The sequence below is a fragment of the Secundilactobacillus collinoides DSM 20515 = JCM 1123 genome (assembly GCF_001435975.1).
Classification (GTDB): Bacteria; Bacillota; Bacilli; order Lactobacillales; family Lactobacillaceae; genus Secundilactobacillus; species Secundilactobacillus collinoides.
In genome coordinates this window covers 1-23,216 of record NZ_AYYR01000008.1, presented here as the reverse complement: position 1 = coordinate 23,216, position 23,216 = coordinate 1, and the positions used below count along the sequence as shown (strand labels likewise).

Below are 23,216 nucleotides of genomic sequence, written 5' to 3'. Positions count from 1 at the left end.
TATAAGTGCCCCTAGCTAGAGTGATCCGAGTTCGGGATTATCAGCTAGGGGCACTTATATTCTGGAGGCAAAAATACTGCTTGTCTCACTTTATTTTACTAGCCATTTTAAAAGGCGAAATGGTTTAAATCAGTGCATAGATTAACGGCAGGGTGATCAAACAGCCCAGCGTCGAAATGCCAAACAATGGAATTGCCTGCGCGGTGTCCGACTTGTACTGAACGGAAAAAAGCACGATCAGGCTGGCAGTGGGACAGGCGGCCATGAGAATCGTCGCCAAAGCACCAATTCCAGTTACACCCAGCAATTTGAGCAAGATAATCATCACCACCGGAAAAAAGAGGTTGCGCAACGCCAGCGAGAGCCACAAAGACGCGTTGAGTGTTTGTTTGCTGAAGCGCACCTCGATCAGGCTGGCACCAACAACAAACATGGCCAGCGGGGTGTTGATAGCACTGATATCCTTCAAGAATTCGTTGACCGGCTGCGGTAAAGTAAGGTTACCGATGAAGATCATGAGCCCAACAACGACGGCCCACAAGTTCGGATTCTTGACCAGTTTCATCAGTGTGTCGCGGCGGTTGGCCTGTTTTTGAAACAGGCTGATGCCGTGGGTCCAGTTGAAGATGTTGTAGATGGCGAGTGACACCGAAGCGAAGAAAACGCCTTTGCTGCCGAAAAGTGCTTGAACCAGTGGCAGTCCCATGAAGCCGGCGTTGGAGTAAATGCTGGCAAATTTGAGGACCCGCTGCGTTTTTGGGCTGGTTACGCGATGGAACAAAACATCGGTGACAGTGATCTCAATGACGTAGAAGACGACCAGCGCAATGACGATCATCAGTAGTTCATTGAGATACTTTGTCGAGAACGGCATTTCAAACGAGTTGATGATCAGACACGGGGAAACGACATACAGCAGGATGTTCGTGAGGTTCGACACGTTAAAGCCGCTGAGAAAGCCCTCACGCTTGATGGCGATGCCGGTAATAATCAGTGCGGCAATGATGCCAATCTGCGTGAGTAATATGGAAATGTTCATTTTGGTGCTCCCTTTGAAACAGTTGCGCATCTTGGCAACCCAAGATACCCTTATAGGTGATGCATGACTGACATGTCAGATAATGTAAACTAGCTGACTTGTCAGTGAATATAGCTTCATTGTAGGTGTGCTATACTGACAATGTCAAGATGAAAGGCGTGAGAACATGGCTCCGTTATATTTTGCAAGTAAATACATAGCCGGTGTGTACCGACAGTCTAAATTAGAAATCAATTCTCAATTTGCACAGTTTGGTGTCGGCCCAACTGAGGGCGATATTTTATTGTTTATTCATGATAATGCCGGGATCAGCCAGCGTGACGTGGCGTCCAAAATGGTCCTGGATTCCGGTATCGTCACCCGGCACATGCGCAGCTTAGAAGAGAAGGGGCAGGTGACTCAGCAGGTGGACCCGGCCGATGCTCGCCGACGAGTAATCGACCTGACACCAACAGGTCAGAAAACGGTTCAAGGACTGCAAAAAGTTTTGTCCAAGTGGTGGCAGAATTTGTTTGCGGCAGCTGATATTGACGACCCGGATAAAACCCAAGCCGACATGGAAAAACTGTACCAGGTGATTATTTCACAGCAACGATGATGCCGCAGAAAGCAGGGGACGGACATGGAATTTCGACAACTAGTTTATTTCAGAACCATCGTTCAAACGGGCAGTTTTACTGAGGCGGCAATTCAATTACATATGGCGCAACCTCCGTTAAGCAGGCAGATTGCTAACCTTGAGGCGGAATTGGGTGTGCAATTATTGAACCGCGGGGCCAAGGGCGTGACGCCCACGGATGCTGGCAATTTATTGCTGAGTTACGCAGACCAGTTAATTCAGCTTCGGGACCAGGCTGACCACCAAGTCCGCTTTCTCGGGACAGCCGTTTCCGGTAAATTGCAACTGGGGATGATTTCTTCCGCCGTGGGCGTTTTACCAAACAGTTTGGCAGAGCTGACCCAGCACTATCCAGATGTGCAGCTGCTTGTGCGCGAAGGCCACACGTATCAATTGATCGACTGGCTTGAAAAGCATCAAATCGACGCCGCCATTGTCCGGACACCGTTCTCAGTAACTGGTATGACGGAGCAGGCGTTGATGGAGGAGCGAATGGTGGCTGTGGTACCCAATACGTACGACAAAGGGCTCTCAGCCAACATTGCCATTGCCGACCTTAACGACCTGCCGCTGATCATCTATCGCCGTTTCCGAAATATCTTTAATCAAACCTTCTTTGAAGCACATATTACGCCATTCATTGCCAGTTATTGCGACGATGCGCGCACGGCTGTTCAATTAGCCAATACCAAGCTGGGAATCGCGTTGGTACCGGAGTCGGTTGCTGTCGCATATCTCGGGATGGGCATGACCGTCCACCCAGTCAACTACGCCGGCTGGCGGACTCAGGTAAAACTGATCTGGCCGAAGACGAGCGCCAAGAGTCCGTTGTTAAAGTTGTTTATTCAACTGTTTCATGATTAAGGGTGACTGGCAGATTGGCCAAACCTGTTTGAAATACTAGAGATACCTTTTTGGTATAGCTTATAACCTGTTGTTTAACAGTAGATTTGACCATTATATTAGACAATAATCCATAAAATAACCACCTAATTGCTAAATTTAAGGGTGGTTTTCTTTTTCAAAAAATCCTGTGTTAGCGGTTTTTGTAACGGTTTCATAAATAATCGGATACGCTCTTCAACTACCAAATTTCCAGGCGCGATTTTTTCCAAAAAAGTGCAGAATGACTCCTGTAATCAATTAAAGGGGGTTTCAATTATGATTAAAGTATTGAAGAACAAAGCATTTTTGGCAATTGTCGCAGTGTTGGTGATCGGAGTCGGGTTTGCATGGTATCAACTAGATGTGCAACCAACGCAGGCGGCCAGCACGAAGGTCAGTGCCCATGACCCGTTGAACGTGCTGGTCATCGGCACAACGGCAAAGGGTAAAGCCCAAGCCAGCATGACCCTTGTTTCGCTGAATCCTGATAAGAAAGAAACATTGCTCACCAAGATTCCAAACAACGAGGAGACCACGATCCGTGGCTACAAGAACTATGCGCTGATGCCGCTATCAACTGCCTATGATGCTGGTGGTGCAACGACCGCCGTTCAAACGGTTCGCGATTTGATGGGTGTTTCAGTTGATGGGTACGTTGTTACAAATGAAAACACGGCCAAAAATTTGACTAAGGTTGGTGCGCTGGACGTGTTGAAGCACAACACAGCTACCAGCCTTTCTGCAAGTCAGTTGAAGACCGTTACCGGCGACTACCTGACCGCCACTCAGTCCGTTAAGCACCAAGATTTGAAAGGTGCGACCCGAGTTGCCAATGGTCAAACGCTGTCACTTGTCACACCATGGCACCTGAGCACGGCTAAGCAAGCCATCAGCGCCGCACTGACCAAGTAGATTGGATAAAAAAACCACTCCTCTTATACGCTGGGAGTGGTTTTTTATTTTCGTGAGCCGTCACTGTGCCGTGCCAAAGTGCAGAATGCAACGGCCTTCTGCACAAACTTAACTCACACAAACGGAAATACGAAACTCAGACATCTGCTCGCTGACTTCGAGCCCGCAATGCATACAAAATCGTGACGGTGTCAACGACTTCTTGCAACAGCGCGCCGATGATGGTTGGAATAACCCCGAAACTGGCGATGAGCATCAGGATCGTACAGATGGCGATCCCGATGAGGACCGCTTGGCGGGCGATTTTCATAGTGTAGCGGGCAATTTTAGTGGCGGAGACCACACGACCGAGGTCGTCCTTCATGATGACGGCGTCGGCGGATTCACTGGCTGCAGTGGCACCGCTAGCACCCATGGCCAAGCCGACATCGGCGGTGACTAGGGAAGGTGCATCGTTGACACCATCACCGACCATGGCTACGGGGCGTTGTTCAGGGGCAATGTTGGCGAGTACTTTGATTTTGTCGCTTGGCAAACATTCAGCGTTCACGTTATCGATACCGACAGCTTTGGCAATTTTTTCGGCGATCGGCCGCCGGTCCCCAGAAATCATTAGCAGGTGGTCAATGCCTAAACCGTGCAGTGCGGTCATTGTGGTTTTGGCTTCCGGACGCAGTTCGTCCGCAAAACTAATGTGGCCGAGATAGTGGTTATCAGCGGAAACGTATACCGCCGTGACGCCCGTTTTTTGAATACTGTTATCCGGCATCACAAAGTCGGCTTTGCCAGCTTTGATCACCTGCCCATTGATTGTGGCTTGAACACCGCCGCCTGTGACCTCAGTCAAATTTTCCGCATTGGGCAACTGGTCGGGCGCGGCAGCGACGATGGCCCGGGCGAGGATGTGGTTGGACTGCTGTTCAGCAGTCGCAGCCAGCGCCAGCAGCTGGGTCTCAGTGGTGCCGTCTTCGGGCACGACATCGGTGACAGTTAAATTCCCTTTGGTAATCGTCCCCGTTTTGTCAAACGCAATCGTTTTGACTTTGGCCAACTTTTCAAGCGTTGTCCCAGTCTTAACGATGATCCCATTTTGGCTGGCCCGACTCATACCGGCGACTAGGGCGATTGGCGCGGCCAGAATCAGCGGACATGGTGACGCGACCACGAGGACTTCCGCGAACCGCTCCGGGTTGCCGGAAATCGCCCAGGCAGTTCCGGCAATCACGTAGGCCAGCAGGGTAAATGGCACCGCGTACCGGTCAGCCATCCGGACGAAATGGGCGGGTTGCGCCTCAGCCTGCTTTACTAACCGAATGATATTCTGGTACTGACTATCTTTGGCTTGACGATCCGCAACGATTTCGATGGCGGCATCACCATTGACTGAACCAGACATGGCGGTATCACCAACCGCTTTGTCGACCGGGCGCGATTCCCCCGTCAGAGAAGATTCGTCCAGCATCGTCGTGCCACTGACTAAGGTGCCATCGACAGGAACCACTTCGCCTGGTTTGACCAGCAAGCGGTCGCCGACTTGCACCTCATTGACGGCAACGTCCCTTTTCGTTTCACCAATCAAGTGCGCGGTTTGCGGTGACCGTTCGAGCAGCTGCTTCAAGTCAGAGTTGGCTTTGTTGGCGGCGTAATCTTCCAGGGCGTCGCCACCGGTCAGCATCAGGAGTACGATGAGCGCAGCCCAATATTCACCAATGGCCAGCGTGGCAATGACTGCGGTGATGGCCAATAGGTCAACGCCGAATTTGCCTGACCGAAGGGTTTTGACCATGTCCACGAACATTAACAGTGCAATCAGGGACCCCAGCACAGTGACTAAAACCTGTGCAACCCCGTTTTGGTGGGCGCCGAATTCCAGGATAAAGGCGAGGATACCCACAATAAGGACCATCCAGAGTCGTTTGTAATTTGCTAGCTTGTTCATCAGAACACCCCCAATAAAGTGTGTTTTGGTACGACTTAATTATCTCGTGATAAACGTAACAGGTCTAGGAAAGGCACTCGGCCATGCCAACATTAGATAAACAGTGAATCGCCGTTAGGAATAATTACGGAACAGGTGTCTATAAAACAATTATGTTGCGAAAGGGTATCATTTATGTTCGATTGACCATCCGCAAGAAGAAATCAGCTATAATGAGGGACGATTATCAAAAAGGGGGCAGACTATGCCAACTGTATTAGTAATAGAAGACGAACCAGGAATGGTCGCCTATTTAAAAACGGAATTACAATTTGAAAACTACGCGGTGCTCACTGCTTATGATGGGCTGGAGGGGCTGCAAATATACCAAGACAACGCCCAAGTTGATGTGATCTTACTGGATTGGATGCTGCCAAAGATGGATGGGCTGGGCGTGCTGCGGCGCATTCGCCAAACAGACGATGTGCCGATAATTATGATGACCGCCCGCGATTACGTCAGCGATAAGGTGGCTGGCCTGGATTACGGTGCCGATGACTACATTACCAAACCATTTAAAATGGAAGAAATGCTGGCACGTATCCGGGTGGTGTTGCGGCGTGGTCACGAACGCGCCAGTTATCAGGTCAACGATATCCGGCTGGACACGAAGGCCCACTCCGTTGTTAAAAATGACACCTTTATTCAACTCAGTCAGCGAGAATACAACCTGTTACTGGCGCTGGTCAAAAACACCAATCAAGTGGTCAGCCGTGATGATTTGCTGGACCAGGTCTGGGGAACTGATTACACTGGGGGCACCAACATTCTTGATGTTTATATCCGTCATCTGCGTGAGAAAATCAGCGACACGAACAACGACATCATCCAAACGGTTCGCGGAATCGGCTACACTATGAGGTCGACCAATGACAACTGAACAGCAGTCTTACACCAGTGCTTCCCGATTTACGAGGGTCTATGCTGTGATGATTGTGATCATTGTCATGCTGACGAGCTTATCGATCATCAGCCTTGTCGGCTATCGATTATTGGAGGACAAGCGCGATTATTCCGAAGATGTCATTCAAACGTTGAAAAATACGACTTCGGGCAGTAACGTGCGGTGGCGGTTTTGGGAAAATAACTATGATGTGGATACCAACGCAACCTTCGTCGAATTTACCACGACGAGTAACGGCACCACGCTGTTTCATCACACAACGAAGGGCACCCGCAAATTGATCAGCCAGCCATTACACAAATTTCTTGGCAGCAGTCATTTCGTTTATCGACGGGGCGTGGGTATTTACTACCACACCACGACTAGTAAGCAAACCATGTTACGCGGTCAGCCAGTTACGATGCATTACACGGTCTGGCTCAGTTTAAATCGGCTCGTGCGGATGTTCGTCGTTATTCTGGAACTTGTGATTATTATCTTGGTGTTGAGTTTGGTCATCGGTGTCTGGACTATTTCCAAATTGTCGCAACGGCTCAACCAACCGCTGACGGCGCTGACAGATTCGACCCAGGCACTCATCCAAAAGCCGAAACAGTCCTACCATGAAACGCTGACCGTTCCTGCCAACCCGCAGGAAGTTCAAGAATTGGGCGATGCTTTTAACACCCTGCTGGCCTCTTTGAATGACACCATTTTAAAAAATCAGCAGTTTATCTCGGATGCCTCCCACGAACTGCGAACCCCAATTGCGGTTATTTTGGGGCACACTGAATTGCTGCTGAAGCACGCGACCGACCATCCGGAACTTGTTTCGGATTCAGTCCACTACATTGAGGATGAAGCCTCGCAGATGCAGGGCCTAGTTACCAGTCTGCTTGAACTGTCGCGTTCGGACAGGGCTGAGACCCAGTTGACAACGATTGATCTGGTGCCGATCGTCCAGACTGTGATCGCCCAGTATGCGGATGGCCAGCAAGTCGTGGCCGAGCTGCCGGAAACACTGCAACTGCACGCCAACGCAGGTCAGGTTCAGCAGATGCTGACGGCACTGATCGATAACGCACGCAAATACTCGGATAGTAGCTCGACGGTGACCGTCCGCGCGGCACAAACGGATGATGAACACGTTGTGCTGACTGTGGCTGACCAAGGGATTGGTATCAGTGACGCCGATAAGGACAAAATTTTTGACCGTTTCTATCGGGCGGATCAGTCACGGTCAAAACGCGTTGCTGGATACGGAATCGGACTGGCAATCGTTAAACAATTGGCAGCGTTGAATGAGGCAACCGTTGCCGTTCAGGATAACAAGCCGACTGGGTCCCGATTTGTACTGACGTTTGTGCGTGAACAGAAACAAGTGTGATATCGGCCTATATCAGCCGGACGAGCCACAAGTGATCCTGTTAAGTTCTTAGACTAACGCTTACCTTAAAAACATTCAGAAAATATTCATTTCGCGTATGTAGCGCTGATGTTCGAAAAAAATTACACTAAATTGTGTGTTTTTTTCGAACATCAGCTTTTTTTTACGTATTTAATAAGGGTAAGGGTGAGAATTATGAATAATCGAATGGCACGGCATCATCAGCATAGACGGGGTCGGTGGATCGCCCTTGGGGTTTTGATCATCGTGCTGGTTGGCATTTTCTACGGGTTGAACACAATTTACCAGTCTGTCAGTACGAGTTTATCGGCCTCGTATACAAAAGTTAACGAGAAGGGTGGTCGAAAGACGGACGCCATTATTCGCAAGGGCAAGCCAATTTCCATCTTGTTAATGGGTACCGATACCGGGGCGCTTGACCGCACGGATAAGGGGCGGACTGATACCATGATGCTGATTACTGTCAGTAAATCAAAGGGCATTCATCTGGTGTCGATTCCCCGGGATACAATGATTGCTATTCCTGGTTTGGAATCCACGTTTCCGCAGAAAATCAACGCGGTTTATACGTTTACCAATGTTAGCGATACGATGTCGACCATTTCAAAGTATCTTAACGTCCCAGTAGACTATTTCGCACTGGTAAACATGGGCGGGTTGGAGAAACTAGTGAATCAAATCGGCGGCATCCAGGTTAAATCACCGCTGACGTTTACCTTCAGTACGGCCACTTCCCATGATTACGGTAAGAAACTGTATAAATTCTACAAGGGGCAGACTAAGTTTAAATACGCTAAGGACGGGAAACACTTTAAGACCTACTCGAAGATGAACGGTCAGGCCGCGTTGGCGTTTACGAGAATGCGTTACGAAGACCCGCGCGGTGACTATGGCCGGACGGAACGGCAGCGTCTAGTTATTGCTCAGTTGGTTAAGCAAGCAAAGAACCCAACGTTACTTTTGAACAAGAAATTTATGCGTTCTATCTCAGAAAACTTGCGCACTAATTTAACGACGAAGGATATGTTGAGTTTGGCGACTGGATACTATAACCCGAAAAAGAAAGTCAAAGCCATCTCCGTGAACGAAACAAGTTTGTGGTACCAGGGCATCTCTTTTCAAGTCATGCCACGGTTAGAACAACAGCATGTGACGAACCAGTTACGGCAGTCATTGTCATTGAAAAAAGCGGTGACCGGTCCTGTATTAGCAGGTAACGCAACCAAATTCACGATTCCTGATGCGGTGAAACAAGTTTTATACGCCAACGATTCGAGTTCAAATTAATTATGGTGAATGATTGACTTTAAAACGTTTTCACGTTATTTAAATCGATTATTTTGAGATTTCGCCTTTAAAAACAGTAAGTTAAACGCTATAATGGACTAATTTGTTAGTGTATGTACGTGTGTTGTTGGGTCCCTTTGTCAAAAAAGAAAGTTGGAAAATCTTCATGTATCGTTTTTTTGTGCAACCTCAGGTCAATCGATTCAAGCAGTCCATTGTCGGTTACGAGACCCTCATTCGCGAATCACGCAATGGCCGCTGGATGTTGCCGAAAGATTTTTCAGCCATTTCCTTGGCTTGCCAGTTGAAATTGCTATGCCGCTGCGTTGATGCACTTCATCTTAAGTCACACTACCTTGGCTTTAATTTAAATCGTGTGCAGCTTCAGGACCCGGATGTTGTCCAGCAGTTGATTGAATTCCAAGCAAAAATTCACCCTGTTCGGCTGGTTGTGGAACTCACCGAAGAGGTCTGTGAAGATGCTAATGATCCGGCTTGTGTGCTCAAACAAATCAAGACGCTGCATGATGGCGGTGTTCAAGTGAGCTTAGATGATGTAGGTACTGGCGAGAATCAGCTTGATCGGATTGAGTGCCTGCTGCCATATGTTTCCGAATTAAAAGTTGCTCTGCAGAATTTTCGACACGACGGAAATGAGATAATGATTCCCGAAGAGCTTCATGAATGGCGCCGTGTGAGCAATGCATACCACTTGCGGTTCCTTGTTGAAGGCGTTGAGACGCCAGGCGATCAATCGGCTCTTGACGGCTTAGATATTGCTTTACGTCAGGGATACTACTATGGCAAACCGCATTTGTTGTTCTATCGGGGTGAACTCAACGACAGTTCACGGATGGAGAAAAACGCGTAAAGCCGAAATGAAGAGAAATGATTAAGCAGAAATTGGACGAAAAGAGCCTTTAACCACACGCAATTTGGCGTTGGCTAAAGGCTCTTTTACTGTGATTAATTTGAGAGGAAAGTGCGAAAATGTTTTTGTATGTTCCAATGATTCTTATTGTATATGACGGAAATCAACGTTACGCGTACTAACCAGCTAACCAGCCATATTCTGCAAGTGCCCTTCAACCGTGACTTTATCGCGTCCATGTTGCTTACTCATATACAAACTTTCATCGGCCCGCCGATAAGTATCATCAATCAGGCTGTCGTCCGACCGCATTGCTGTAACGCCGACAGAAATGGTGACGTTAATAATTTGGCCCTTGTATTTAAAGTCTGCAGAACGTATGGCATTCCAACACTCGTTGACAATGGGGTTGGCTTGCTCCGGGGTCATTTTTGGGAAAACGATGTTGAATTCTTCGCCGCCGGTGCGGTAGATTTGGTCTTCTTTGCCATGATGTTGCAGTGTTGTTTGGAGGGTGTTTGCAATGTTGATCAACACCGCGTTGCCTGCCAGGTGGCCGTACGTATCATTGATGTGTTTGAAATGGTCGACATCAAGGGTCATGAGTGTCAAGGGGTCGCTGTGCTTTTGGGCGTCAGAAAACAATTCGGTGGCATCGCGCGTATACATGGAATAATTCTTGGCGTGGGTAAGGGCGTCATAGTCGGCCAAGTGAGTCATTGTTCGATCATGGGAGATACTGCGATACTGCACAAGAAGATAGATTCCGGAAATAATGGTGATGACCACATACATGGCAATGCCTTGGAATATCATTTTTGACGCGTAGTACTGACCTTGAGGTGTGGTCAGCGGAATCCAGAACAGGCAGGCTAAGTACAAGTTAAACGCTATTCTGGGGAGCAGGTGACCGTAGTTGATGTGGTGCCGATAGTGCCAGTTAACCCAGCATAACCCCAGGAAAATCGCTAGACCAACGATGAACACTGGGCTCGCAATTACTGCGTGGGTGGCAACCAGGAAAATCAGTAATCCACCCAATCGTGTCAGATATTCCCAGAATTGGATATCTGTAGCAAGCAGCGGCAGCGTCAGCATGAACAGCACCATGTTGAGAATAAGCATTGGTGCGTTTACGGCTAACTGAGCCGCATACAAAAAAAGACTGGCAAGCAAACAAAATACCGTTACGCTTAAGCGATACCAAAATGTATGCGGCGAGTTGTCAGCTGCTTTATTATTCGCGTGATGCCAAAGGACAACGTAAACGCTGTTATAACCGGTTATGAAGAAAATGCTTAGGACAATTTTCAGTAACCATTGTGATAGGGGAAGTTCAAAAACTGTCACTGCCATTGCCTCCAGTTCATATGGTTTTAACATAACAGACGATAAGGCCTAACTTTGTTAAAATCTAATGCTATTTGTGACAAACTATACTAACCTAAGCATAACCTAATTATTTGGTGAGTGCTAGGGCATTTCACTATTATCTTCAACATTTTTGCCTTGTTTTGTTGAAAAATGATAGCTGTGGCAAACGCAACCATAACGCATGCGGTCGGATCACAAGATGAGCAAAAGTCATCTTACTGTCTGCCATGTAACCAAATGGCTGCCATGGCAACCGCATGCGGCCTGCTGTCCAGTAGATGGTATGCCTGCATCCAGAAGGGGTATAGTTGTTTTAGCCGCTTCCCTCAAAAATCAGTTTTCACAGTGCCATGCTTGATTCTCAAGCGTACAGCCGATATGATGAATACAACAACTAGGTTCGGAAACTCAATCAGATAATGATTAAAGGAAGCGATAGAATGGGACAACCGATTGTGACCCTGATAACGGGTGCGGATAAGGGCATTGGATTTCAAACGGCACGGGAACTTGGTCAACTGGGACAGGTGATCGTGATTGGTGCCAGAAATCAACGTAAGGGGCTCTCAGCAGCCGATGCGTTGCAGAACATGGGGATCGAAGCAAGCTTTGTTCAATTGGATGTGACTAGTCAAGCGCAGATCACACAAGCGGCCGTCACCATTAACGACCGCTATGGGTACTTGAGCGTTTTAATCAACAACGCTGGGGTTGCCATGGACAATCATCAAGCCGCTTCAGATATGCCGACAGCCATTATGCGCAAAGACTTTGATGTGAATTTCTTTGGCGTGGTGGATGTGATTCAAGCGATGCTGCCGTTGTTGAAAAAAGCCGATTCTGCACGGATCATTAACGTTTCCAGCAATATGGGGTCGTTGTCGTTAGCGGCGGCGCCAGAATCACAATTTTACGGAGTGAACTCACTTGGCTATCAGGCATCTAAAGCTGCGGTTAACTTTGCCACCATTAGTTTCAGTAAGGAATTGATTGATACCAGCATTACTGTGAACTCAGTGAATCCTGGTTGGACGGCAACGGAGTTTGGTGGTCGAGCCAGTGATGCGCCAACACCTGCGGGCATGCAGACAGTCACAGAAGGCGCTGCACAGATTGTTAAGGTTGCCAGTGATCCGACTTTTACCGCCAATGGCAGTTTTACCGAAAATGCTGGAACGATTCAGTGGTAATTGAGTTGACGGACGTCAGACCAGTGGATGTCACCGTTATTGATATTGATCATTTTGCTCGAATCAATGAGCGTTTTGGCCGGTGCGCTGCCAATCAAATATAGGCTGCTTTCGAGGCGCTGCTGTAGCGGTATTGCAACAATACAGTACCGCGTTTTATTTTTTCCGGGCGGGTGGCGAAGAATTCAACGTTATTTTCACTCACGCGTCCCCCGTCGAAGTGTCCCCTATCTAAAACCCAATTTGGGCTTTAGATGGGGGCCTTTCTTATTCTGAGGGACAAAAATCGGCTGGTGTCCCAGGCGCTTCTTGCGATGAGTTTAAAATTTGATTTTCATAGCCCTCCAGGCAAATAAATTGAAAGGCGTTACACAGACCAATGGTTGTTACGCCAGTTTTTACAGACTTATACTACTTTCTCCAGGTGTCAAAACAACTTTACCAGGAAGCTGAGCACCAAATGTCAAAGCGGTTTGTAACAAATCCTTGCTAAATTTGTCATAAACGGTTATAGTGTAATAGAAGGCTAATACACTAGTAAAGGAGGACACACATCTTGGAATTCGATGATAAGATCCCAATTTATTACCAGATCAAGCAATATATTTATCAAGAAATCATCGTGAACCACTTGGCACCGGGGGATAAATTGCCGGCTGTCCGGCAATTGGCGTTGACGCTGACGGTGAACGTGAATACGATTCAGCGGGCGTTAAGTGAGCTCATTAATGAAGGTATTCTGGAGTCCAAGCGTGGCCGTGGCAACTTTGTGACCACGGATGTGGCAACGTTGACTGATCTCAAGCATCGGGTTGTTGAGGAACAACTGGCGCTGATGTACGACAGGTTGGCTGACCTCCAGATCGCACCAGAAGACATGGTTGCGTATTTGACCGACTACATTGCAAAACGAAAGGAGCAGGCACAAGCATGACAACATTATTAACGGTAGCAAATTTAACCTATAAACGGAATTTAAAAACAATTTTGGAGGACTTGAATCTCACTCTGGAACCCAATCAAATCGTGGGGTTACTCGGCGCAAACGGGGCCGGGAAAACGACCCTGATGCGGCTGATTGCTGGAGCGGCAACGAGTTACCATGGCACCATTCGGCTTGGTGATCAGGGCACACCAGCCGAACGTAAAGCAATTGTCAGCTTCAGTGAGCAGGTGGCAGGCGTTAACGATAACCGCAGATTAGTTAATATTGCTGATTTCTACGATCATGTTTATCCAGATTTTGACATGGCTAATTTTCGTAAACTTGCGACTGATCTGGGGCTGGGGTTAGATCAACGTTTCAACCAGCTTTCTCGTGGGAACCACCAGAAGTTTGTCGTAGCCATCGCGCTATCCCGGCATGCCAAGTTGTACCTGTTGGACGAACCGTTCAACGGTATCGACAGTATGAGCCGGAAGAAAATTGTTTCCAGTATCATTGAATGGAAACCCGAAATGGCCACGATTTTGGTCAGTGATCACCATGTGACCGATATCGCTAATATTTTGGACGCTGTGGCCGTCGTCAAGGATCACACGATTGTGGATCAAAAGAAGGCCGACGAGATTCGAGAAAATAATGGTCAAAGCATTGAAGACTATTATGAAAGCTTTTACGCGGAGGGGGAAACTGACAATGACTAGTTTCGGCAGATTATTAGTGACGCTGTGGCAGGAAAAGAACCGAACCATGTACCAAATGACTGGATTCGGTCTGATTGCCTTGGTTGTGTTTACGATTTACGGCCTGTTTAATGGTGGCAGTCTCAGTATTATGAGCCATATCTCGATGGTCGTCTTCATGCTTTTGACGATTGTGTTATTTATCTTATTAGCCCGCGATCAAGAACATGTCTGGACAAGTAACAAGTATCGGCTGATCCCGGTATCAGACACCAAACTGTATCTGGCAAACGTGCTGGCAACGGTGCTGACGTTCGTGTACTTTTATATTTTGGAACTCGTCATTATGGTCATTTGTGGCATTTCTGAAATCAGCAGTCTTACCAACATTGGCAATGGCTACTGGCCGCAGCTGTTAAGCGGGCAACTGCTTATGCTGGCATTCCTGTTGTTCGGCTGGGTATTCATCAGTACGATCCACTTCGTTATCGTCTCGGTCTCAGCTTTTCTGCCAGCATTCAGACAACGACTGATTCGAGTCGTGCTGGCCATCGTGATTTTCATTGTGGTCCTCAACATTGTTAACTGGCTGCAGAAATTAATGAGTCAAATCCTGAGCAACATGTTTAGTTCCAGTCTATTAGGGGTTAGCGCCTCGACCCAACTTACGACAGCCTTACTGCTGGGCACACTGTATTTTGTGATCAGTACAGTCGTGTTGTCCGCACTGAATGTTTACTTGATGAAGCGTTGGGTGGAAACGAGTACTAAAGCGGCTTAGAAGTTGGTGCAAAATAGGTGATGGTTTTCTGACCTTGATTGAGAAATTACCATATGTTTTGCGCGCTGCATTGATGACAAAAGAAGCCATTTGAACAGTAGAAGAACCTCAACAATTTCTACATTGTTGAGGTTCTTTTTACTAGGGTAACATGGCATTAAAAATGAAAGCCCTGTTGTTCCAATATTTTCTTGAAATTTGCTCGTTTTGGATTGTGAATATCGGCTTGGTGACTGACCATATGGCTGAACGTTTCTTCCCGAGCATGACTTTTACGGTGCTGATAATAGTCATGGACGGTTTGGTCATAGGTTTTCATCAAGGCCTGATAATCGGCCGGCAGCTGGTACGTATCTGTCATTAACTGAATTGCTTGAGGTAAGCGCGGTTTTTGTTCCGGAATATCAGCTGTTGTTGTGCCAAGCGCCACCCCTAATAGCGGAAATGTATACTTCGGCAGATTCAGATTTTTTATTAAGGCTGGGACATCGTTTAGAATCGAAGTCATAATAAACGCGCCTAAATCTTCACTTTCGGCAGCAGTAATCAAATTCTGAGCAGCTAAAGCAGCATCAAAAACACTGGCCAACAGGTGGTCAAAGTCTGCCAGGTGCTGAGGATCACTAGTGTCCTGCGCGAGGTTAATGTTACGATTTTGGTCGGCAATAAAAATGGCCAAATCACCGTGATCATTCACAAAATCATGGTTACAGATTTTAGAAATAGCGGCTAATTTTTGGGGATCCTTGACACGGATCACTGAGTAAGCCTGCATATAATGTGAGCTGGCCGCTTTTTGGCCAACACTTAATAGCCGGGCGAACTGCTTGTCCGAAATAGGTGTTGGGGTGAATGTCCGAATCGAACGATGATTGAAGAGTAATGTTTCCACACGATTTGTTTCCATAATCAAGGCTCCCTGATTTTGAATGAGTATCAACAAGCGTCGTAATAGCGCTGACAGTTTATCAAACGCTTTTTCATGATAAAAGACTTATTAAAACTAATGAGTGATGTGCCTAATATTGGTGCGGTTCGCCCTTGATTTCATGCGACACATGGCCCAGCATGGCATCGACCATTTTCAAAATATGCGGATCGTCCAAACAATAGTACATGTGCTTACCCTGTTTCGTTTTCGTGACCAGCTGATACTGATAAAGAATGGCCAGTTGATGGGAAACGACAGGCTGATCGATGCTTAAATGATCAACAATACTGGAAACATCGGCTTCGTGATTTTCCAAAAAGTAGAGGATCTTAATGCGATTTTTATTACTCAGCACTTTATAAATTTTGACTGCTTCATCAATGAGCGCGTCGTTCACGTCCATGTTGCGTTACCTCGAATGAATTATATTAACGTCAGCAGGTGACTAATAAGGCCGCTGTCCCAAAAAACGTACAGGCCAATCACAATGTAGCAGGCCTTCATCAGTTTTTCACCATGAGCGGTCATCACGGTTGCAACGGCGGGAATGCCAGCAACGCCTTTAATGATGATAACTACAATAAGGGTCAAAACGCTGATAAACGCTAACGTCATAAGAAAGTGTACCATAGTTTCACCAACTAAGACCGGCAGGAAGATGGAAAGATTACAACCGGCGCATACTGACAGATAGGTGATGAAAACCGCCCAAACCTGTGAGCTGCTGGTTTTGTCGTCAGCGTTATCGTCATCATCGCGAAGCGCCATGTAGATGGGAAGGACACCCAGAACCCCGAGCAGCCATTCCGGTAAGAATAGCGCAAGTGTCTTGCCCACGAAGAAACTTAACGTCAGTAACACTAGGTTGCCCAGCAGATAGCCCAGCATAACTTTTGGGAGGGGATATTTTTTGAGCAGGAAGATCAGCATAAAGAAAAAATCGAGATTGACGCTGATAAACGTTATTAATAATAGCCAATAATTCATTGTCGCAGCCTCCTTTTCGCTTTGATACATATATTATATGTTGCATATAACATATGTCAACTCACGAACAAGCGCCAACCGTCTTTTTTGGGCAAAAAAACACGCCATGAAGGGGTCCATGGCGTGCTAGTAATCCTGATTTTTAAGCTTCGGCAGTTTTTGCCGCCGGTTTCGTCGGTGTTGTTTCACCAGTATGCAGTCCAATTCCGGTAAACCCGCTGATCAGTGACATCACTGGGCACAACAGGCTGAAGAAAACGAATGGCAGGTACTGAATGGTCGGCACACCCAGTGTGTTGGCGATGAATACGCCGCCGACACCCCAAGGCACGAGGTAGTTCAGCACGGTCCCGCCGTCTTCAAGAACCCGACCGAGAGCGGAACTCTGCAGGCCGCCGTCGTTGAAGGCTTTTTTAAATGACCGGCCAGGCAGAATGATAGAGAGGAATTGTTCGCCGACAAAGATGTTGATGCCGATGCAAGACGCAATGGCAGCTGTTACAAGTTTGGCGTGACTGTTCAATTTCGTCGACAACGGTGTCATAACGGCGCCGATTAAGCCAAAGTTGACGAGCAGCCCACCAAGGGACAACGTCAAAACAATCAGTGCGACCGTTGGCATCATGCTGACGATCCCGCCGCGGGACAGGAGTAAGTTAACTTCTGAATTAGCGGTTTTTGCAACGTAGCCATTGGTAATGATATCGGTCGCCTTATTGATGGAAAGACTAGGGTTATTCACGAACATCATGCCGGCAGACACGAAGACGTTCAGCAGCATTGTTGGAATGGCCGCCATTTTGAAGCCGGCGCAAACGAACACGAGGACGATTGGAATCAGGGAAATGATGGAAATGTGGAAGTCGCCGGAGAGGGCGGCCACTGTAGTGTTGATTTTGGTCATGTTGGCGTGGCTGTGACCCATGCTTAGGGCAGCGAAGGCAACCGTTGAGATTGCCGCTGCCGGCAGCGTCGACCACAGAATCGTTTTCATGTGGTCAAACAGGTCGGTGTCCACCACGGCTGCCACCAGGTTATTCGTTTCGGACAGTGGGGAAAGTTTATCCCCAAAGACCCCGCCAGAAACGATAGCGCCGGCCACTAACGCCGGGTTGAAGCCCATGGTAATGCCGATGCCGAAGAATGCGATCCCGACAGTTGAGACAACCGTAAAACAACTGCCAACTGCTGCCCCAACGAGCGCACAGACCAGAAATACCGTGGGCAAGAACCACTGGGCGCTGATGGCTTTGAAACCAATGACCATCAATGTTGGAATTGTTCCGGCGGCGATCCAGGTACTGATCATGGCGCCAATCAGGATAAAGATAACAATGGGAATGATGCCTTTTATCGATCCCGTCTTTGATCCCGGCGTTGATCTGATCCCAGTTGAGCCCCTTGAACTTGGCCCAGAAAATTGTCACGGTAATGGCCAATAGAACGGGGACCTGTGGCGACAAGCCTAACCCGATAACGCCGCTCCCCATAATGGCTAGGTCAATGACCAGCACAATAATTGCTTCTCTCATACTCAATTTAACTTTCATCATCATAATCACCCTCAACTTATGTATTTTTGACTTTGGTGGTATCTCTAACATGTTACTGAACCGTGTTTCAGAAGTCTGGCGATTGCAACAGTTGTATTACTGCTGATCACGCAAGGCGCCTATTTGTACAAAGCTTTACAAAAAAATCGTCCCCATTGCACATTATATGCAACAGGGACGATTAGACTTTACCGCGGTACCACCCAGATTGTGCCCAGAAGGACACCTCTCTCTGAAAGATAATGGTCTCAAGCAAACCACTGCCGGCAAAGGAACGGTATTTCGAAGCATTCACCCTGATTGGCTCGCAGCAACCGCCAACTTTCTGACACTCAGATGAAGTTCTAATTGTGTTATCCGACATTAAATATTAATGAGAGTATATCGCGGATTTTAAGAAAATGCAAGGAGAGAGTGAAAGAAGTCGCTTCTGCTCCGCCCCCTGCCTTCTGTAACTCGTTTCGGCACGGTAGCCGGAGAGCATATCGCAAGAATCACAAAGAAAAATGCAAGAGAAAAGTCCGAGCCTGACTTTTTGGGCCAGAGTCGTTTCTGCAGTAGCCGCCTGCCAGCCGTAACATCATCACGCAACCATCCTGCAAAACGCGGGCGAACGGCCTGTCGTCATCAATATTCCGTCCCGCAATACCTTAAACTTATCCCAAATTGCAACCACCACAGTAACTGACCAGTCTAAAACGTGTATACTACTGGTAAAAGAAAAGAGTAATAGGGGTGAATCCACATGAATCGCGCAACAGTTGCGACGTTGCATCAATTAAGAAAAATGCGGGACTGGTACGTCATTCGCCAGGCCAGCGGGGTGACGTTGCCAACACAGAAACCGGAACCATTAGAACGACGTCATTTTGTGTTCCATGGCAAAGTACAGAAGGTTGGGTTTCGACTTCTGCTAAAATCCCTCGCTGACCGGATGCACATTACTGGCTGGGTCGTCAATAATGAGAATTTGGATGTTGAAGCTGAGATTCAGGGAACGCCCACGCAGCTTGCCTTTTTGGAAGATTATTTTATGCATGGGGTTAGACGAATCACCGTGACGGCTGTTGAAGAACACGATTGTGATTTGGCGTTGGATGAGAATCAGTTTTTAATAAAGTGACTGGCCAAAAAAAGACACCCACGAGGGGCGCCTTTTTTTGTAGTTTTTTGGTATTTTTCAGAAACCTGTTACTTCACATACTGCTCGTAATCGATACCAAGCCGTTTTGCAATGTCAGTAACTTCTTCCAAGGTGTGGTCATCGATGATGATCCCATTAGTCTTACGGTCATCGTAGGCTAAGGCTTCCTTGTCACCGGCAACATAGATCGTCTTACCAGGAACTGCCGGTAATTCACGAATTTGTTGCAGATAGTCGGAAAATTTCTCAATGATGGCGTCTTTATCACCAAAGATCGATGGGTCAATTGCAATAAAGCTTTGGGCTGGCCCAACTGAGGTGTCTTCAGCTGAGATTTCAGCGGAAGTGTCACCCATTGAAAGGATTGAAGTAAAGACTTCGACCATAACAGCTAAACCAAAGCCCTTGTGGCCACCGGTCTCTTCGGTGACGCCACCCAGTGGGGCTAAGCCGACATACGCCTTTGGATCACGCGTTTTGTCCAGGGTTTCGTTATCGTTGTGGTCGTAAACAGGGGTTTGGCCATCCTTTGCGACCCACAGTGCTGGCAGATCCTTGCCCAGTTTCCGGTAAACTTCAACCTTACCTTGCGGCACCGTCGTTGTGGCGGCATCAAAGATGTAGTTGTGGGGGTTAGCCGGCATGGCAAACGCAATTGGGTTGGTCCCAACAAACGCCTGCATTGAAAATGTTGGCAGCATGGCTGGCCGGGAGTTACATGATGACATCCCGATCAAGCCTTGTTCGGCAGCCATGTTGGCATAGTAACCAGCAATGCCATAGTGGCCAGAATGACGGGTGGTGACGATTCCAATTCCGCTCTCTTTTGCCTTTTTAATGGCAAGGTCCATACTGTAGATCCCGTTTAATTGCCCTAAGCCGAAATTAGCGTCAACCACGGCACTCACAGGTGTTTCCTTGACGATTTCTGGGCGGCTTTGAACGCGAATCTTGCCGTTTGTAATAAAGTGGTCATACATGAACATTCGTTGAACCCCGTGGGATTGAATGCCATGTAAATCAGTGTAAATTAAGGTTTCTGCAACCTTATGTGCTTGGTCATCGGTAAATCCGTAACCTTGGTAAATTTTGAAAACTAATTCTTTGATCTTATCACTATCGTATCTTTCTACCATATGTATTTCACCACACTCGTTAGATTTTGAACAAACAACTTTTATTAAAAGTCACAATGTAAATGTTAGAGTAGTCGACTGACCTTGTCAACGTTATTTTAATGAATTATTAATCGTTTATTAATTTTAATGTTTTTGTCATATTTGATGCTTGTGTTTGCTGTCACAAATCCATTACATGCCCGTTGTGGATAGACTTTGGGCAATTGTTGTGGTCAGGTCGAAACAACTCAGAGTTTAAAATTAACAGGGCAAGCTTAAACCGAGCTTAATCGTTCAAATCATTTGGTTGTCTCACCAATTTAGCGTTTCATTTTCTTATTGAAACTAATTATCGGGGGTCTTGAAATGGAATTGAATACGGCAAAAACAGATTTACTGATTACCGAAAACATTAATCAAAAGCCAATGTTGCGCACACGCTTTACAGCCCAGGCCTATTTTGTACTCACGATGGTGATGGATCTGCTGGATAATGGTGTGCTGGCTCAGGACGGCGGGCAGTTAACGATTGCTGACGAAACAAAATTTGACGCTTTACCAGCGTACCTATCAACGTTTCAAAAACAGTTTCGGGCCACACTGAACAAAACGGAACCGTTAGCCAAACAACTTCAGTTTTTGACGAGTTGGGATATTGCCAATGAACTCTATGACGGAATCGGGCCGGAACTGGAACAGCAAAAGATTGTTGAAAAGGTGACTTTCCAGAATAACTTGGAGCCGCACACCATCTATGTTCCGACAGACGGCGCGCGGACAGGGGCAATCAACGATTTAAAGCAAACGATGCAGACAAACGTGCCGCACGTGACCATGCACATCGTTGCGATTTTAGAAAAACAGGATGCCCTAAAGTGGTTGATCACGGATGCGGCAGAACGCAACCAATTATTAGCCCAATTCCACGCGATAGTGGATCGCGACCCGTACTTTGAAGTCGTGCAGGAACTGACTGCGACTGCTAGTGAAGTATTTATTCAAAAGAAGTTTTGGTTGGATTCGTGGTTAAGCTAGAGTGTGAAAGAAGGGCGCCCAAGGAGTGGAGCATAAGCTAACTTTGGCACAAATTCCCGGGCTTGGAATTTGTGCCAAAGTTAGCTTATGTGCAACTCCTTGCCCTTCTGGAACACGTTTTGGCACGGTGGCCAAAATTCTGAAATCGGCTTAGGAACAAACAGTTAACCGGTGACTTCAACAGCACAAACTACCAACCTATTTTACCAAAAAGACCAATCATTAAAGCCAACGGACCAGCAAGGAATTTGTGCCAATGTTAGCTTATGTGCAACTCCTTGCCCATCTGGAACATGTTTCGGCACGGTGGCCAAGATTCAGAAATCGGCTTGGAACCAAACGGCCGAACAGCGAATACAACAGCAGATAATCTCAATACGTATACCAAAAAAAGGCCAGCGAAAATTGCTGGTCTTTTTATTTCAACTCTATTCCATTTTTAAAATTGAAGCGGTGGTGGTTGACTGCGGAGATGACGATATTGGGGCCATTTGACATTGCCGAAACGTGTTCCAGTAGCCCCTTAAACGCCTTCTTCCACACTTTAAAACTTTGCAATCGCCTTTCCCACAATCTCATGCGCGTCCAAAGCGCGCAAGCCCTCAACAATGTCTTCTCTGGCATACCGTTTTGTAATCAGCGGGTCGATTTTTCCATCAGCTACCAGTTCTAACAGTTCGCCAGCCATTTTACCAAGGTCTTGCACCTGCCAGGGGTTACCGCTTCTATGCGCGCCACCCAGATCCAGATTACTGATGGACAGTGCTTTATCCTCCGGAGCGTCCGTTGGTGTATCCAGGACGCAAACCAGTTGGCCGTTGTAAGCGATACGGTCGAAGTCTGCCTCTGAATTTCCAATATTATTAATAATCAAATCAGCACCTAAACCGCGAGTCAGTTCGAGCACACGTTTTGTGACATCTTCTTTATGATAATCAATGATGGCGTCGGGTTTCAACGCGGCTACGAAGTCTTCCTTTGCGGCCGAAACCGTGGTAATGACGTGTTTGCCAGCAATATTTGCCAGCTGGATTGCCATGCTCCCGACACCGCCAGCACCAGCGTGAATCAGCACCGTTTCTACGTTATTGAGCTGTGCTTTTCGAAACAGCGCTTGGTAGGCCGTCATTCCGGCACAGAGACACCCGGCAGCCGTTTCGTAGTCGACACTTTCAGGAATGATCGTCAACGCTGCGGCGGGGTAGGTAACGTATTCTGCAAAAGCACCGTCTTCAGCAAAGTTAGCATGACCTGCTACCCGATCACCGACTTTGTAGTCACTGACCCGGTCACCGACGCCCATGACTTCACCGGCCACGTCTAGTCCCAAAGTATGGGGATAGGTCCAGTCAAAATAGCCGTTAAAAACGATTTTTACATCGACGGGGTTCAGTCCGACTGCTCGCGTGCGAATCAGAACCTCATCCGCTTTCGGATTTGGCATTGAACGGTTCGTCCATTCAAGTTGTTGCAAGGTCTTTGCTGCTGGTTCTGGTACGACAAGTGCTTTCATTAGATCCACCTCTCAAATTAAATCATCCCCGGATTTAAAATCTAAGTGCAACAAGTTCAAATTATACAAATAGGCCATGGAG

At 47.3% G+C, this 23,216-nt stretch carries 22 protein-coding genes and 1 pseudogene; 14 read left to right on the top strand and 9 right to left on the bottom strand.

The features are described from left to right. Positions 1-124 precede the first annotated feature (124 nt). Complete coding sequence (locus FC82_RS00845; RefSeq protein WP_056995959.1) at positions 125-1,039, bottom strand: AEC family transporter; 915 nt, start codon at positions 1,037-1,039, stop codon at positions 125-127. Between the two features lie 166 nt (positions 1,040-1,205). Between FC82_RS00845 and FC82_RS00840 the strand changes: the two genes are divergently transcribed. From FC82_RS00840 to FC82_RS00830, 3 genes are all read left to right on the top strand, one after another. Further along, positions 1,206-1,637, top strand: a complete 432-nt coding sequence (locus FC82_RS00840) for a MarR family winged helix-turn-helix transcriptional regulator (RefSeq protein ID WP_054761672.1) — start codon at positions 1,206-1,208, stop codon at positions 1,635-1,637. A 24-nt stretch (positions 1,638-1,661) separates the two neighbouring features. Next, the gene (locus tag FC82_RS00835; protein ID WP_056995958.1) at positions 1,662-2,522 is read left to right on the top strand and encodes a LysR family transcriptional regulator; all 861 of its coding nucleotides are present in this window, start codon (positions 1,662-1,664) and stop codon (positions 2,520-2,522) included. Between the two features lie 297 nt (positions 2,523-2,819). After that, positions 2,820-3,455, top strand: a complete 636-nt coding sequence (locus tag FC82_RS00830; protein WP_056995957.1) for an LCP family glycopolymer transferase — start codon at positions 2,820-2,822, stop codon at positions 3,453-3,455. Between the two features lie 136 nt (positions 3,456-3,591). Here FC82_RS00830 and FC82_RS00825 read toward each other — a convergent pair whose 3' ends face one another. After that, positions 3,592-5,394: a heavy metal translocating P-type ATPase gene (locus FC82_RS00825; protein ID WP_056995956.1), complete on the bottom strand. Its 1,803-nt coding sequence runs from the start codon at positions 5,392-5,394 to the stop codon at positions 3,592-3,594. Positions 5,395-5,638: 244 nt separating this feature from the next. Between FC82_RS00825 and FC82_RS00820 the strand changes: the two genes are divergently transcribed. From FC82_RS00820 to FC82_RS00805, 4 genes are all read left to right on the top strand, one after another. Next, on the top strand, positions 5,639-6,313 hold the full coding sequence (locus FC82_RS00820; protein ID WP_056995955.1) for a response regulator transcription factor: 675 nt from the start codon (positions 5,639-5,641) through the stop codon (positions 6,311-6,313). Beyond that, positions 6,303-7,703 (top strand): sensor histidine kinase, encoded by a 1,401-nt coding sequence (locus FC82_RS00815; RefSeq protein ID WP_056995954.1) that lies wholly within the window; start codon positions 6,303-6,305, stop codon positions 7,701-7,703. Before FC82_RS00820 ends, FC82_RS00815 begins: the two co-directional genes overlap by 11 nt. 195 nt (positions 7,704-7,898) lie before the next feature. Beyond that, positions 7,899-9,011: an LCP family protein gene (locus FC82_RS00810; RefSeq protein WP_056995953.1), complete on the top strand. Its 1,113-nt coding sequence runs from the start codon at positions 7,899-7,901 to the stop codon at positions 9,009-9,011. Positions 9,012-9,177: 166 nt separating this feature from the next. After that, positions 9,178-9,882, top strand: coding sequence for an EAL domain-containing protein (locus FC82_RS00805; protein WP_056995952.1), 705 nt, complete (start codon positions 9,178-9,180; stop codon positions 9,880-9,882). A gap of 186 nt (positions 9,883-10,068) precedes the next feature. Here the strand turns inward: FC82_RS00805 and FC82_RS00800 are convergent, their stop codons facing one another. After that, positions 10,069-11,232: a GGDEF domain-containing protein gene (locus FC82_RS00800; protein ID WP_056995951.1), complete on the bottom strand. Its 1,164-nt coding sequence runs from the start codon at positions 11,230-11,232 to the stop codon at positions 10,069-10,071. 464 nt (positions 11,233-11,696) lie between these two features. Between FC82_RS00800 and FC82_RS00795 the strand changes: the two genes are divergently transcribed. The 4 genes from FC82_RS00795 (at position 11,697) to FC82_RS00780 (ending at position 14,853) form a co-directional block, all read left to right on the top strand. After that, positions 11,697-12,446 carry an SDR family NAD(P)-dependent oxidoreductase gene (locus FC82_RS00795; protein ID WP_056995950.1) on the top strand — a complete coding sequence of 250 codons (750 nt, stop codon included), beginning with the start codon at positions 11,697-11,699 and terminating at the stop codon, positions 12,444-12,446. 556 nt (positions 12,447-13,002) lie between these two features. Next, on the top strand, positions 13,003-13,380 hold the full coding sequence (locus FC82_RS00790) for a GntR family transcriptional regulator (RefSeq protein ID WP_054761689.1): 378 nt from the start codon (positions 13,003-13,005) through the stop codon (positions 13,378-13,380). Further along, a complete protein-coding gene (locus FC82_RS00785) occupies positions 13,377-14,093 on the top strand; it encodes an ATP-binding cassette domain-containing protein (RefSeq protein WP_054761691.1) in 717 nt (238 codons plus the stop codon). The genes FC82_RS00790 and FC82_RS00785 overlap by 4 nt, the downstream gene beginning before the upstream one ends. Beyond that, on the top strand, positions 14,086-14,853 hold the full coding sequence (locus FC82_RS00780) for a hypothetical protein (protein WP_054761693.1): 768 nt from the start codon (positions 14,086-14,088) through the stop codon (positions 14,851-14,853). The genes FC82_RS00785 and FC82_RS00780 overlap by 8 nt, the downstream gene beginning before the upstream one ends. Positions 14,854-15,010: 157 nt before the next feature. On the opposite strand, the gene FC82_RS00775 is transcribed toward FC82_RS00780, so the two are convergent. The 4 genes and pseudogenes from FC82_RS00775 to FC82_RS00760 form a co-directional block, all read right to left on the bottom strand. After that, a complete protein-coding gene (locus FC82_RS00775; protein WP_056995949.1) occupies positions 15,011-15,760 on the bottom strand; it encodes a nitroreductase family protein in 750 nt (249 codons plus the stop codon). A 112-nt stretch (positions 15,761-15,872) separates the two neighbouring features. Next, a complete protein-coding gene (locus tag FC82_RS00770; RefSeq protein WP_054761702.1) occupies positions 15,873-16,187 on the bottom strand; it encodes an ArsR/SmtB family transcription factor in 315 nt (104 codons plus the stop codon). Between the two features lie 20 nt (positions 16,188-16,207). Further along, the gene (locus FC82_RS00765; RefSeq protein WP_056995948.1) at positions 16,208-16,771 is read right to left on the bottom strand and encodes a cadmium resistance transporter; all 564 of its coding nucleotides are present in this window, start codon (positions 16,769-16,771) and stop codon (positions 16,208-16,210) included. A 142-nt stretch (positions 16,772-16,913) separates the two neighbouring features. Further along, a pseudogene (locus tag FC82_RS00760) lies at positions 16,914-18,327 on the bottom strand (Na+/H+ antiporter NhaC family protein). A 742-nt stretch (positions 18,328-19,069) separates the two neighbouring features. On the opposite strand from FC82_RS00760, the gene FC82_RS00755 reads away from it, so the two are divergent. After that, positions 19,070-19,447, top strand: coding sequence for an acylphosphatase (locus FC82_RS00755; protein ID WP_054761703.1), 378 nt, complete (start codon positions 19,070-19,072; stop codon positions 19,445-19,447). 68 nt (positions 19,448-19,515) lie between these two features. On the opposite strand, the gene FC82_RS00750 is transcribed toward FC82_RS00755, so the two are convergent. Next, on the bottom strand, positions 19,516-20,604 hold the full coding sequence (locus FC82_RS00750; RefSeq protein ID WP_054761706.1) for an Ldh family oxidoreductase: 1,089 nt from the start codon (positions 20,602-20,604) through the stop codon (positions 19,516-19,518). 348 nt (positions 20,605-20,952) lie between these two features. Here FC82_RS00750 and FC82_RS00745 point away from each other — a divergent pair, with 348 nt between their 5' ends. Continuing rightward, entirely contained in the window at positions 20,953-21,621 is a 669-nt protein-coding gene (locus tag FC82_RS00745) for a hypothetical protein (protein ID WP_054761707.1), read from the top strand. Between the two features lie 171 nt (positions 21,622-21,792). Then, positions 21,793-22,116 carry a hypothetical protein gene (locus tag FC82_RS16850; protein ID WP_162260913.1) on the top strand — a complete coding sequence of 108 codons (324 nt, stop codon included), beginning with the start codon at positions 21,793-21,795 and terminating at the stop codon, positions 22,114-22,116. A gap of 49 nt (positions 22,117-22,165) precedes the next feature. On the opposite strand, the gene FC82_RS00740 is transcribed toward FC82_RS16850, so the two are convergent. Next, positions 22,166-23,134 carry a zinc-binding dehydrogenase gene (locus FC82_RS00740; RefSeq protein WP_056995947.1) on the bottom strand — a complete coding sequence of 323 codons (969 nt, stop codon included), beginning with the start codon at positions 23,132-23,134 and terminating at the stop codon, positions 22,166-22,168. Positions 23,135-23,216: the final 82 nt, after the last annotated feature.